This window comes from Myxococcus faecalis, assembly GCF_050039385.1.
Lineage (GTDB): Bacteria > Myxococcota > Myxococcia > Myxococcales > Myxococcaceae > Myxococcus > Myxococcus fulvus.
On sequence record NZ_CP144336.1, the window covers coordinates 9,947,950 to 9,960,154 of the forward strand.

Annotated in this window: 9 protein-coding genes; 4 read left to right on the forward strand and 5 right to left on the reverse strand. The window is 69.8% G+C overall.

All coding sequences use genetic code 11. The annotated features are described in order from the left end of the window. Nucleotides 1-8: 8 nt before the first annotated feature. Nucleotides 9-1,067, reverse strand: a complete 1,059-nt coding sequence (locus tag VZQ01_RS39740) for a patatin-like phospholipase family protein (protein ID WP_426746233.1) — start codon at nt 1,065-1,067, stop codon at nt 9-11. 108 nt (nt 1,068-1,175) lie between these two features. Between VZQ01_RS39740 and VZQ01_RS39745 the strand changes: the two genes are divergently transcribed. Next, entirely contained in the window at nt 1,176-2,831 is a 1,656-nt protein-coding gene (locus VZQ01_RS39745) for an amidase (protein ID WP_426746234.1), read from the forward strand. 16 nt (nt 2,832-2,847) lie between these two features. Here the strand turns inward: VZQ01_RS39745 and VZQ01_RS39750 are convergent, their stop codons facing one another. The 3 genes from VZQ01_RS39750 to VZQ01_RS39760 form a co-directional block, all read right to left on the reverse strand. Further along, entirely contained in the window at nt 2,848-3,219 is a 372-nt protein-coding gene (locus tag VZQ01_RS39750) for a DUF1330 domain-containing protein (RefSeq protein WP_141323122.1), read from the reverse strand. A 207-nt stretch (nt 3,220-3,426) separates the two neighbouring features. Next, nucleotides 3,427-5,715 carry a zinc-dependent metalloprotease gene (locus VZQ01_RS39755; protein WP_267700810.1) on the reverse strand — a complete coding sequence of 763 codons (2,289 nt, stop codon included), beginning with the start codon at nt 5,713-5,715 and terminating at the stop codon, nt 3,427-3,429. 157 nt (nt 5,716-5,872) lie between these two features. Further along, entirely contained in the window at nt 5,873-6,577 is a 705-nt protein-coding gene (locus tag VZQ01_RS39760; protein WP_267700811.1) for a 2OG-Fe(II) oxygenase family protein, read from the reverse strand. A 193-nt stretch (nt 6,578-6,770) separates the two neighbouring features. Here VZQ01_RS39760 and VZQ01_RS39765 point away from each other — a divergent pair, with 193 nt between their 5' ends. Continuing rightward, complete coding sequence (locus VZQ01_RS39765) at nt 6,771-7,748, forward strand: methyltransferase (RefSeq protein WP_141323119.1); 978 nt, start codon at nt 6,771-6,773, stop codon at nt 7,746-7,748. 23 nt (nt 7,749-7,771) lie between these two features. On the opposite strand, the gene VZQ01_RS39770 is transcribed toward VZQ01_RS39765, so the two are convergent. Further along, the gene (locus VZQ01_RS39770) at nt 7,772-8,860 is read right to left on the reverse strand and encodes a DNA topoisomerase IB (RefSeq protein WP_426746235.1); all 1,089 of its coding nucleotides are present in this window, start codon (nt 8,858-8,860) and stop codon (nt 7,772-7,774) included. Between the two features lie 181 nt (nt 8,861-9,041). On the opposite strand from VZQ01_RS39770, the gene VZQ01_RS39775 reads away from it, so the two are divergent. Both VZQ01_RS39775 and VZQ01_RS39780 read left to right on the forward strand, forming a co-directional pair. Beyond that, nucleotides 9,042-9,863, forward strand: a complete 822-nt coding sequence (locus VZQ01_RS39775; protein ID WP_223751787.1) for a hypothetical protein — start codon at nt 9,042-9,044, stop codon at nt 9,861-9,863. Between the two features lie 129 nt (nt 9,864-9,992). Next, complete coding sequence (locus VZQ01_RS39780) at nt 9,993-12,155, forward strand: hypothetical protein (RefSeq protein WP_141323116.1); 2,163 nt, start codon at nt 9,993-9,995, stop codon at nt 12,153-12,155. Nucleotides 12,156-12,205 lie beyond the last annotated feature (50 nt).

The following is a 12,205-nucleotide window of genomic DNA, read 5'->3' on the forward strand; positions in this document are numbered from 1 at the left end:
CTGTCGCTTCAGAGCGGCCGCACGTGCTCGGCGAGTCGGCCCGTGGTCATCAACTCCTGGAGCTCGTCGCCCATGCGCTCGCTCTCGGAGACCACCTGGTTCCAGGCGCGGATGCGCGCGGTGTCGCTCATGCGCTCGAAGTCGGAGCGGTCCGGAATCCGTCCTCCGGGCAGGCGCGCCACCAGCTCCGGGGAAGGGGAGATGAGCAGGGCCCTGCGGAAGTTCAGCGGCTTCGCCCGTCGCCAGCGCAGCGCCTTGTCGAACCAGCCCGGCACCACGTATGGATAGAAGTGCGGATAGAGCACCAGGCCCTCGCCCGCGCCGAAGTCCAGGTCCAGGTGGTAGTCGATGACGCCGCCGTCCCGGTACACGCCCGTATGCGCCCCGGGGATGCGCACGCCGCTGAGCACCAGCGGGATGGAGCCCGACGCGATGAGCGCCGGCTTCAGGTTCTCCTTCGTCAACGGCAGGTGGACCGAGGGCAGGTCCTTCTGTCCCACGAAGGGGCTGGTGTCGCCCGCCGTGTCGAAGATGACGCGCCGCAGATGCAGGCTCAGGCTCCGGCGGCTCACCACGTTGCCCATGGCGCACAGCGCCAGCCCGAGCAGTTGCACGCGCGGATGCTCCACGCCCAGCGGCCCCTTGCACAGCGCGGTGACCACGTGCAGCCGGGCCCACGGGTGGCGGAGGATCTCCTCCACGCCGTCATCGCCCAGGAGCGCGTCGAGGATCCGCTCGCTCGTCTCGCTCACCAGGGCGGGGGAGGGCTTGGGCGGATAGCGCTGGTCGATGTACGCCGCCTCGAAACGATGCAGCGCGGCGACCGGGTCCTTCTGCGCCAGACACGCCAGCCGCCAACTGCCGATGGAGCTGCCAATCAGGTGCAGCGGACGGGTGCGCCCCTGGAAGAGCCCACCGAAGAGCGCCCGGTCCAGCCCCGCGAGCACCAGCCACTTGGGACCTCCGGAGGCCCCAGGAACGACGTCCACGTCGTCACCACGCAGGCCCCGCGCGCGCAGGAGCCGCAGTGCGTCGGGGCCGGCCAGAAGCGTCAGGTTCGATGCCATGTCGACCCGGTACGCTAACAGGGCGACGCGTCGTGCGCGGGACTTCCTCCAATCGTCCCACCCGGGTTGCGGCCGTTCATGCACCACTGCTGTAGTGCGCGCGACGCCATGAAAAAGCTCCCGCCCTCCGAATGGAATCTGAGTCGTCGCGCCTTCCTCGGTGGCACGGCCGCGGCCACCGCGCTGGCCACGCTCGACGCCTCGGCGAGCCCCGACGCGACGAAGTCCCTGCCCGCGCCGTTCGAGCTGGAAGAGGCCACCGTCGCCGACCTCCAGGCCGGCATGCGGGAAGGGAAGTACACCGCGCACGGCCTCACCCAGCGCTACCTGTCGCGCATCGCCGCCCTGGACCGCTCGGGCCCGCTGCCGCTGTCGTCCGTCATCGAGGTGAACCCGGACGCGCTCGCCATCGCGCAGGCCCTGGATGAAGAGCGCAAGAGCAAGGGCGCGCGCGGACCGCTCCACGGCATCCCCGTGCTGCTCAAGGACAACATCGCCACGACGGACCGGATGCAGACGTCGGCGGGCTCGCTCGCGCTCGTCGGCGCGGTGCCTCCTCGCGAGGCCTTCCTCGTCACGAAGCTCCGCGCGGCCGGCGCCGTCATCCTCGGCAAGACGAACCTCAGTGAGTGGGCCAACTTCCGCTCCACGCGCTCGGCCAGCGGCTGGAGCGGACGGGGCGGGCAGTGCCGCAATCCCTATGCGTTGGACCGGACGCCGTCGGGCTCCAGCTCCGGCTCGGGCGCGGCCACCTCGGCCAACTTCTGCGCCGTGTCCGTGGGCACGGAGACGGATGGCTCCATCGTGTCCCCGTCCTCGGCGTGCTCACTGGTGGGCCTCAAGCCGACGGTGGGGCTCATCAGCCGCGCGGGCATCATCCCCATCTCCCAGAGCCAGGACACCGCGGGGCCCATGACGCGCACCGTGGCGGATGCCGCCGCGCTGCTCACGGTGCTCGCGGGCATCGACCCCGCGGACGCGGCGACCGCGCGCAGTGAGGGCCACACCGGGCTCGACTACACGAAGTTCCTCGACGCCAACGGGCTCAAGGGCGCGCGCATCGGCGTCCCGCGCGAGCACTACTACGGCTACCACGCCGCCACGGACGCGCTCGCGGAGCAGGCCCTGGAGGTCATGCGCTCCAAGGGCGCCATCATCATCGACCCGGCGCCCATCCCCAACGTCGAGAAACTCCAGGAGCACGAGTTCGAGGTGATGCTGTACGAGTTCAAGGCCGGCACGGAGGCCTGGCTCGCGAGCCTGGGCGACCAGACGAAGCTGCGCACGCTCGCGGACCTCATCCGCTACAACGAGGAGCACTCGGACCGGGAGCTGCCGTACTTCGGCCAGGAGCTGTTCCGTCAGGCCCAGGCGCGCGGGCCGCTCACCGACGCGAAGTACCGCAAGGCGCTGGCCGCGTGCCGCAAGCTGTCGCGTGAGCAGGGCCTGGACGCGGTGATGCGCAAGCACCGCCTGGACGCGCTCGTCGCCCCCACCGAGGCGCCTCCCAGCCTCATCGACCTGGTGAACGGAGACCACTGGCTGGGCAGCAGCTCCACGCCCGCCGCAGTCTCCGGCTACGCCACCCTCACCGTGCCCGCGGGCTACGTGCGCGGGCTGCCCGTGGGGCTGTCCTTCATCGGTCAGGCCTGGAGCGAGCCCACGCTGCTCAAGCTCGCCTACGCCTACGAGCAGGCCACCCGCCACCGACGTCCGCCCGGCTTCCTGCCCACCGCCGAGCTGCGGCTGCTCGCCGGGCGCTGAGTCGGCGCTACACCGCTCAGGGCGACGCGGCCCACGGCAGCGTCGCCTGCATCACCGCCTCGTGCAGCGCGGCGGTGCGCAGGTGGTTGAAGCGCTGGTACTCCGGGTCGCTCACCATCTGCAGGAAGGCGGCGCGGCTCGGATAGCGCACCAGCATCACCGCGTCCCACGTCTGGCCCGGCTCGGCCACCAGCGGAGTGGAGCAGTCGCCCGCGTACAGCGGCTGCGCGCCTGCCTTCAGCATGAAGGGCATCACGGCGTTCGCGTACTCGGCGAACGAGGCGCGGCCACCCTCCTTGAACTTCACCAGGTTCATCATCACCAGGGGACCGCCGGGGTCTTCCTGGAGAAATCGCTCGATGTCGTTGCCCTGCGGATCGACAGCCACGGTGATGCCTCCTCGCTCCTGTGAATCAATCCGCCCCCCATCGAGACGGCGGGCCATTGTCTCCCAGACGCGCAGTGTGGTGCACCTGGCGCGCCGGCGACTCGGGCCTTTCAAACACTGGGGCCCCCGCCACCCACGACGAGCACGTCGCGAGCGGCGGAGGCCCCGGTCGGAAGCCCGGCGCACCAGGCCCCGGGCTTCACGGCATCAGCGGTAGTACGGCGACAGCGCGGCCTGGATGCGCGCCAGCAGGTCCTCGGCCTGGATGAGCTCGGTGCCGCTGAGCGTCCCCAGCTGGGCCTGGACCGCGTCGCGGCCCTGGCGCAGGGCCACGTAGGCCGGCAGGCTCTGCATGTTCTTCAGGATGTCCACCATGGCGCGGCGGGACTGGAAGCCGCGCACGCCGTCCACGTTGATGAGGATGCCGTGGATGTCCGCGAGCACCTGCGGCGTGATGGCGCTGTCCTCGCCGGGCGTGGCCGTGAAGCTGCCGCGCGCCGCGAGCGGGTCCAGGTACAGGCGGGACAGCACGCGACGGGCGAGGTCATCGGCCACCGCGCCGTAGCCCGGGCCCGCGTCCGGCGGAACCGCGAGCGGAGGACGCACGGCCGCGATGGCGACGTCGTACGCGTACGTCTGGTCGACCTCCACGCCCGAGCGCGCCCACTGCAGCGTCGCGTTCAGGTAGTAGTCGAACGAGCCCGCGAGCAACGGGAAGGGGAGGACCTCGTACAGCAGCAGCTCCTGCACCAGCGCGTACGTGGAGCCGTAGAAGGCGCCCAGCGGGTCGGAGTAGCGGTCATACGGGTTGCAGTACGGCTCGAGCTCCGTGTCCTCGTCCGTGCAGAACAGCTCCGTGGGCTCGTCCGGCGACAAATCGTACAGGTAGCGGACGGCCTGCACGTCGTAGGACTGCGGCGTGTCCACGAAGATGGCGTCGGGATCGTACACGTACTCCATCACCGAATTGGAGCGCGGGCTGTTGGGCGCGCCGGTGTACACGAGCGAGCCGGCGAAGTTGTGGCGCAGGCCCAGCGTGTGGCCCACCTCGTGGAGGATGACGTGCGTCAGGTACGCCTCCACCTTCTCCTTCTTCGTGCGCTGCGTCTCCGCCGCGGGCCCCGGCAGCTTCTTGTGCTTGGCCAGCGCGTCGTCGCGCATGGGGGGCAGGGGCATGGCGCACAGGTGGTCCTTGTCGAAGCCGCCCCACGACATGCGCACCGGCTTGCGCGCGTTCTTCAGCTTCGCCGCGACGGCGGCCTGCGCGTCGTCGCCGAACTCACCGTCGGCCAGCTCCAGCCACAGCGCGTTGACGTAGACGGTGGCGCCGCGAATCTCGCTGGTGTTGGGGTTGAGGCGCCAGTCGGCGAAGGCGAAGCCCGCGGACGCGTCCGGGTCGAAGATGATGACGTTCTTGTCGTCGTCCGCGAAGCCCGACGTCGCGCCCACGGAGGCCTCGAACACCTTGAAGCCGAACGCCTGGTTCCAGCCCTCGACGCCCCGCTTCACCGCCGCCACCACGTCGTAGTTGGCGAAGCGCGGGTCGGCCTGCACCTTGTTCACCGTGTCGGTGATGATCCACTTGATGGGCTTCATGCCCGGGCGGATGTTCCACTTCGCCGCCGTCTGGGTGACGTAGCCCGTGTTGGGGAGGATGCGCGGCTCACCGCGGAAGTAGTGCTCCAGCCACGGCAGCTCCGTGGGGGTGTAGCCCTGGCCCTCCTTGTACTGGCGCAGGGCGATTCCCAGCGTGCCGGAGGTGCGGAACAGGTTGTCCTCCAGGAAGTCCGGCGCGGACGGGTCCGGCACGTCCGCGTAGCCGGTGAACACCTGCTCGAACGTGACGCCGTCGGAGATCTTCCGGAAGCGCTGCGCGAAGCTCAGCTCCGTCTGGAAGCGCACGCCGGTGGCGCCGTAGGCCTCGCCCATCACCCCGTAGCGGTTGAGCCCCGCCGTCGGGTCCACCAGGATGTAGCTGTTGGAGCCGCGCAGGACGTTGAAGGCGCCGTAGTCGTTGACGATGGGCCACGCCTCGATGAGCACCTCCGGGTCGAACACGTCGCTCATCGTCTTGCGGTCATCCGCGTCGAAGACGAACAGCTTCCCGTTCTGCTCCTTGAAGCTCACCACGCGCGTGCCCAGCGAGGACGCCGCGCCGTAGTACACCGCGCCGGGGTGCAGCTGCTTGAGGTACGCCGACATGAACCAGCGCTGCCCCAGCTCGCTCTTGCGGATGGCCAGGTAGAAGCTCTCGCCGGAGTTGGACACGGAGCCGTCCAGTCGCTGGACGACCCGGCCCTGCTCCTCGGCGCTCACCTTGCGCGGAACGGCGACGAACGCGTCATCCAGCTCCACCTGCAACGACTCGGCGGGTGCTTCAGGGGTCGGGGGTTGAGGCTCGTTCGCGTCGGATGCGGGACCGCAGCCAACGCCCAGGGCCAAGATGGTGGTGACGGCGCCGAACAGGCCGCGCCGCAGCGGGGAATTCCACCTCATTGTTGCCTCCATGGGGTTTCGCCACTTCGCTTCGCGGCTTCCCCTTTGCTCAAGGAGATGCCGCAAAGAGTCATCCGCGCAGCCTGCCTGGAAGTTGCTCCTCACATTGATTTCTTGGTTTCGCGCAATCCGGTGACACCAGCAGTACGGATGCGGGTCAGCCGTCGGTGCGCTCGCGCTGCGAGTCCAGGTAGGCCGCGAAGCCCGCCTTGGACTGGATGCGGAAGGGCGGCAGGCGCGCGAGGGCCTCGGGCGCGAAGACGTACTGCTCGCACACGAGGCTGGCGCGCTGGGTGTCGTCGCTTGCGCCGATGAAGGGCTGCACCTCGTGCTGGAGGTGTCCCTGGAAGTGCACCAGCAGTCCCGGGCGCGGCCGCACCTCACCCAGCGGGCGGTTGTCCTCGAGCAGCCGCAGCGCGCCGCCTCGCGCGCCCGGAGGCACCTGGAGGTAGAGCACGCTGACGTGGCGGGGCGTGGCGTCCGGCACGCCGCTGGGCCCCTGGAGCGTGGCGTCGATGTGCCGGCCCACGCCCATGCCCGCGTCGAGCAGCAGGAGGTTCAGATAGAAGGCGTTCGGCTCGGCTCGGGGCTGTCGTCCGCTGAACAGTCGCTCGCGCCACGGCAGCAGGCCCCGCGCGCTTCCGGGCTCCAGCACGCGCGCCAGGAAGGGCGTGAGGAAGGGGAAGCGCGCCTCAAGCGTGGGGCGGCCCTCCCGGGTGAAGATGAGGGCGAAGCCCCGGCTGCCCTGGAACGTCCCCATCAACGGGCTGCGCGCCACGAAGCGCGAGCCGAGCAGGGCGTCCCGGAGGGCCTCCAGCTCACCGGGAGGCAGGGCTTGACGGTGGGTGATGTAGGCGCTCAAGACGAGAAATAACGGAGTTTCAGGGGGAGCGGATCAATTGGCTTTTACTGCCTACCTTTTAGGTTCCAGAATTGCGGGGCCGTCCCTCCCCCCCGCGCAAGGTCCCCCCTGCATGAGCCAGCAACCTCGTTCCGTCAACAGTGCTCCCTCCGCTGCTCCCAGCTCTCCGCCGGCCGCGGCGGTGATGACCCAGATGGTCTACGGATTCTGGATTTCTCGCAGCCTGCAAATCATGGCGGAGCTCGGCATCGCCGACATCATCGGTGACGTGCCCAAGACGGCGGAGGAGCTCGCGCAGGCGAGCGGCACGTATGCCCCCGCGCTGCGCCGCATGCTCCGGCTGCTCAGCGGGCTGGGCGTGCTCATCAAGGACGAACAGACACAGGCCTTCGGGCTGACGGAGCTGGGGGAGATGCTGCGCAAGGACAGCCCCGGCTCGGTGTACGGCTCGCTGCGGGCGCATGGCCACCTGCTGTCGTGGTCGGCCTGGGGTGACCTGGTGTCGTCGCTGAAGACGGGGCAGCCGTCCGTCGAGAAGTTCATGGGGGACAGCTTCTTCGGCTACCTGTCGAGTCATCCGGAGGACGCGGCCATCTTCAACGGCAGCATGGCCGCGTACCAGAGCCTCAACGCGCCGGCGGTGGTGGGCGCGTACGACTTCTCGCAGGTCCGCTCGGTGGTGGACGTGGGCGGTGGCACGGGCACGCTCCTGGGCCACATCCTCCAGTCGCACCCGCACCTGAAGGGCGCGCTGTTCGAGCTGCCGCACGTGAAGGCGGAGGCGACGGCGCGGCTCAACGGGATGGGGCTGGGCAACCGCTGCCAGGTGCTGGAGGGCGACTTCTTCGCCAAGATTCCGGCGGGCCACGACGTCTACATCCTGTCGCAGATCCTCCACGACTGGGACGACGAGCGCAGCCTGAAGATCCTCACCAACATGCGCGAGGCGATGGGCCCGCAGTCCAAGCTGCTCATCGTGGAGACGGTGCTGCCGGGCGACAACGTGCCGCACTTCGGCAACCTCTACGACATGGCCATGCTGGTGCTGGTGGGCGGCCGCGAGCGCACGGGGCCGGAGTACTCCGCGCTGGTGGAGAAGGCGGGCCTGCGCGTGCACCGCGTGCTGCCCACGTACATGCCGCCGAGCGTGGTGGAGGTCGTCCCCGCCTAGGCGCGGGACGGGCCCGGCCCGGCTCACGCGTCGGGCCGGCGCCGGGGCGTGTCGAGCAGGTGCAGGAGCGCCTTCTCGGAGCAGTGCAGCCTGTCGCCGCGCGACGACGTCAGCTCGTCCACGGAGTCGAAGTAGCGGTCCACCACCTGGCCCCGCTCGAACAGGGCCAGCACGGACGGGTAGATGTACGAGGAGCGCGCGACGGCGGGCGTGTTGCCCAGGTGCTCGGCGACCTCCTTCACCGCGGCCACCATGCTCTTCTTGAGCGCGGGGCCCTTCGCCTGCTTCGCGCGGGCCCGGGCCCGGGCCAGGGCGCACGCGCAGATGAGGGTGCCCGCCCAGGTGCGGAAGTCCTTGGCGCTGTAGTCCTCGCCCATGACCTCCTGGATGTACGCGTTGATGTGGCGCCGGCGGACGTCCACCACCAGCCCGTCATCCAGCACGAACTTGAACACGTCCCGCCCGGGCACCTTCAGGAGCTTGCGCACGAGCGTGGCGACGCGCCGGTCGGTGAGCTGGCGGTGCTGCTGCTTGCCGCTCTTGCCCGGGAAGTCGAACGACACCGTGTCCCCGGACACGCGCACGTGGTTCCTCCTCAGGGTGGCGATGCCGAAGCTCGCGTTGTCCTCCGCGTAGCGCTGGCTGCCCGGGCGGATGAAGCACGTGCCCAGGATGCGCAGGGTGGCGGCCAGCACCTTGTCGCGCCCCAGCCCCTGGCGCCGCAGGTCCGCGTTCACGCGCCTGCGCATGCGCGGCAGGGCCCGGGCGAAGCCGACGATGCGCCGGAACTTCGCCTCGTCCGCCTTCCTCCGGTACGCGGCGTGGTAGCGGTACTGCCAGCGGCCCGCGGCGTCGCGGCCCACGGCCTGGAGGCTCGCGGTGGGGGAGGGGGAGATGAACACGTCGCGCCACGCGGGCGGCAGTCGCAGGGCCTCGATGCGCTCCTTCGTCCTCGCGTCCACGCGCCTTCCGCTCGCGTCCACGTAGCGGAAGCCCCGGGCCGGTGAGCCCACGCGGCGCAGGCCCTCTTGCTGGAGCCGCTCCAGCCGCGTGAGACCCCGGCTCCGGGCGGGGGCTCGAGGCGGGCGGGCAGTGGCGGCGGTGGCTTGCATTTCGCGGCTTCCGGGTGGAGGTGGACCCCGGGAACCCTTGGGTCCCGGCCCTCTGGAGGTGCCAATCCCGAGCGCGCGCGGCAACGAAGGTCGCCTCTGCTTTCCCGCCCGTGGAGCAGGCAGGAAAACGACCCCCCCGGTTTTCGCAGGGAATGCCCGTGGATTAGAGTCCGGAGCGCTGATGACGCCCTTCTTCGACGCCATCCTCGCGTTCCCCACCGCCCTCTTCACCACCGCCATGGGCGTGGTGCTGACCTATTGGCTGTTCGTCATCGTGGGCGCGGTGGGGATCGACCTGCTGGACGGCGGGCACGTCGACTTCGAGTCGGGCGGCAAGGCGCTGGGCGCGGCCATCGAGGGTGGCGGCAAGGCGCTGGCGGGCTCGCTGGAGGGCGGGGCGAAGGCGGCGGGCGAGGCGCTCCAGGGCGGCAAGGCGCTCGCGGGGCATGACCACGACGCGCACGTGGACGGGGGCATCCTCTCCACGCTGGGCTTCGCGGGGATTCCGCTCACGGTGTCCGTGAGCCTGGTGTCGTTCTTCTCGTGGTTCCTGTCGCTGCTGGCCACGCCGCCGGCGCACGCGCTGCTCGGCGGGGCGCTGCCATCGTGGCTCATCAACTCCACGCTGGGCATCCTGTGCTTCATCGCGGGCCTGGTCATCTCCGGCTTCGCGGTGCGGCCGCTGCGGCCCGTGTTCGTGGCGCACAAGGCGCCCGGGCGCGACTCGCTGCTCGGCCGGGTGTGCACCATCTCCAGCGGCAGCGTCACGGACAGGAACGGCCACGCCACGTTCGAGGACGGCGGCGCGGGCATCATCTTGAATGTCATCTGCGCCAAGGCGAACGGCCTGAAGCGCGGAGACCCGGCCCTGGTGCTCGCGTACGACGCCGAGCGCGACGCGTACGAGGTGGAGCCGGTGGATTGGTTGTTGCCGGAGGAGATGGATCAGCTTCGCGACCCGGTGCGGGCCGCGGCGCTGGCGCGCTCCCGGGCACGCGCATGACTTGAGTCGAGGCACGGGTCCGCTTCAGAGGGGGGCGGGCCGTGAATGGATTCGACGCCAGGGGGCTTTCGCGGGGGATCCCTGGCGCCTGATACAAGGCCCGCCGTCAATACTTCACAGGAAAAGGCCATGGATCCCATCACGCTGGTAGCCGCCGTCGGCGGAGGTGTCATCCTCCTGACCGGCATCATTCTCACCATCGTCCGTCTCTACCGGCAGGTGGACCAGGGCAAGGTGCTCATCGTCAACACGCTCAAGAGCGAGCCGCTGGTGACCTTCTCCGGCGCGGTGGTGTTCCCCATCATCAACCGGGCGGAGGTGATGGACATCTCGCTGAAGACGGTGGAGATCGACCGCCGCGGCAAGGAGGGCCTCATCTGCCAGGACAACATCCGGGCGGACATCAAGGTCACCTTCTTCGTGCGCGTGAACAAGACGCGCGAGGACGTGCTCAAGGTCGCCCAGTCCATCGGCTGCGTGCGCGCGAGCGATCAGGAGACGCTGGAGAAGCTCTTCGAGGCGAAGTTCTCCGAGGCCCTCAAGACGGTGGGCAAGAACTTCAACTTCGTGGACCTCTACACCAAGCGCGCCGAAATCAAGGACAACGTGGTGGAGGTCATCGGCCGCGACCTCAATGGCTACATGCTGGAGGACTGCGCCATCGACTACCTGGAGCAGACCCCGGTGGAGATGTTGGACAAGGACAACATCCTGGACGCCGAGGGCATCCGGAAGATCACCAAGCTCACCACCGAGCAGAACATCGTCACCAACGAGCTCAAGCAGACCGAGCGCCAGGCGGTGACCAAGCGCAACGTCGAGGCCGACCAGAGCATCTTCGAACTGGAGCGTCAGCGCGAGGAGGCGGCCGCCAAGCAGAAGCGCGCGATTGAATCCGTGCAGGCCGAGGAGTCCGCGGAGGCCGAGCGCGTCAAGCAGGAGCAGTACTCCAAGGCGCAGCTGGCGCGCATCAAGGCCGAGCAGGAGATCCTCGTCCAGGAGCAGAACAAGACGCGCGACATCGAGGTGGCCCAGAAGCACCGCGAGCGCGAGGTGAGCGTGGAGGCGGAGAACGTGGAGCGCGCCCGCTCGCTGGCGGCCATCGGCCGGGAGCGTGAGACGGAGCTGGAGCGCATCGCCAAGGAGCGCGCGCTGGAGGAGCAGAAGAAGGACATCGCGGACGTGGTGCGCGCGCGCATCGCCGTGGAGAAGACGGTGGCGCAGGAGGAGGAGCGCATCAAGGACCTGCGCGTGGAGTCGGACGCGCTGCGCAAGAAGCAGGCGCTCATCATCACCGCCGAGGGCCAGGCGCAGGAGAAGACCGTCAAGGACGTGAACGCCGCCAAGGCCAACAGCGAGATGGCGGTGTACATGGCGAAGGAGAAGCTCACCCTGGCCGAGGCGGACCTGGAGGCCGCGGACAAGACGGCCAAGGCGAAGACGCGCCTGGCCGAGGGCATCCAGGCGGAGGCCGCCGCGACGGGCCTGGCCGGCATCCGCGTGAAGGAGGCGGACGCCGCGGCCACGGAGAAGCTGGGCATGGCGCAGGTGCGCGTGCAGGAGGCCGAGGCGGGCGTCATCGAGAAGCAGGGCCACGCCCAGGCGCAGGCGGTGCGCGAGAAGCTCCTGGCGGAGGCCGCGGGTGAGCAGGAGAAGGGCCTGGCCCGGGCGCGCGTGCAGGAGGCGGAGGCCGTCGCCATCCAGAAGCGCGGCGAGGCGGAGGCCATCGCGACGAAGGAGAAGCAGCTGGCGGAGGCCGCGGCCATCCAGGAGAAGCTGCTCGCCGAGGCCCGGGGCCTGGCGGAGAAGGCGGCGTCCATGAAGCTGATGGACGGCGTGGGGCGCGAGCACGAGGAGTTCCGCCTGCGGCTCGGAAAGGAGCGCGACGTGGAGCTGGAGAACATCCGCGTGCGCAAGGACATCGCGCAGGCGCAGGCGGAGGTGCTGGCCAAGGCGTTCGCCAACTCGAAGTTCAACATCGTCGGCGGCGACGGCGAGTTCTTCGAGCGCTTCGTCAAGGCGGTGTCCTTCGGCACGGCGGTGGACGGCGCGCTGGACCACAGCGAGTCGCTGAAGAAGGCGCTGGGCGGGTACGTCAACGGCGAGAAGGACCTGCCGGCGGACCTCAAGGAGATCCTCTCCAAGCCGGGTCTGAGCAACGACGCGCAGAACCTGGCCGTGGCCGCGCTGCTGCACCGCATGACGCCGAGCGCGACGGACGCGACGGCGGCGAGCCTGAAGGCCCTGCTGGGCTCCGACGGCAAGGCCGCCTCCGCCGACAAGCAGGGCTGAGGCCATCAGCAGGGGGCCGCCATCGCCGCGCGAGCCGTGCGGTGGCGGCC

Bases quoted from the DNA above. Each gene is read 5' to 3' on its own strand.
- VZQ01_RS39775 (WP_223751787.1), top strand. From the start codon at position 9,042: ATGACGCCCTTCTTCGACGCCATCCTCGCGTTCCCCACCGCCCTCTTC.
- VZQ01_RS39740 (WP_426746233.1), bottom strand. From the start codon at position 1,067: ATGGCATCGAACCTGACGCTTCTGGCCGGCCCCGACGCACTGCGGCTC.
- VZQ01_RS39765 (WP_141323119.1), top strand. From the start codon at position 6,771: ATGGTCTACGGATTCTGGATTTCTCGCAGCCTGCAAATCATGGCGGAG.
- VZQ01_RS39745 (WP_426746234.1), top strand. From the start codon at position 1,176: ATGAAAAAGCTCCCGCCCTCCGAATGGAATCTGAGTCGTCGCGCCTTC.
- VZQ01_RS39770 (WP_426746235.1), bottom strand. From the start codon at position 8,860: ATGCAAGCCACCGCCGCCACTGCCCGCCCGCCTCGAGCCCCCGCCCGG.
- VZQ01_RS39780 (WP_141323116.1), top strand. From the start codon at position 9,993: ATGGATCCCATCACGCTGGTAGCCGCCGTCGGCGGAGGTGTCATCCTC.
- VZQ01_RS39755 (WP_267700810.1), bottom strand. From the start codon at position 5,715: ATGAGGTGGAATTCCCCGCTGCGGCGCGGCCTGTTCGGCGCCGTCACC.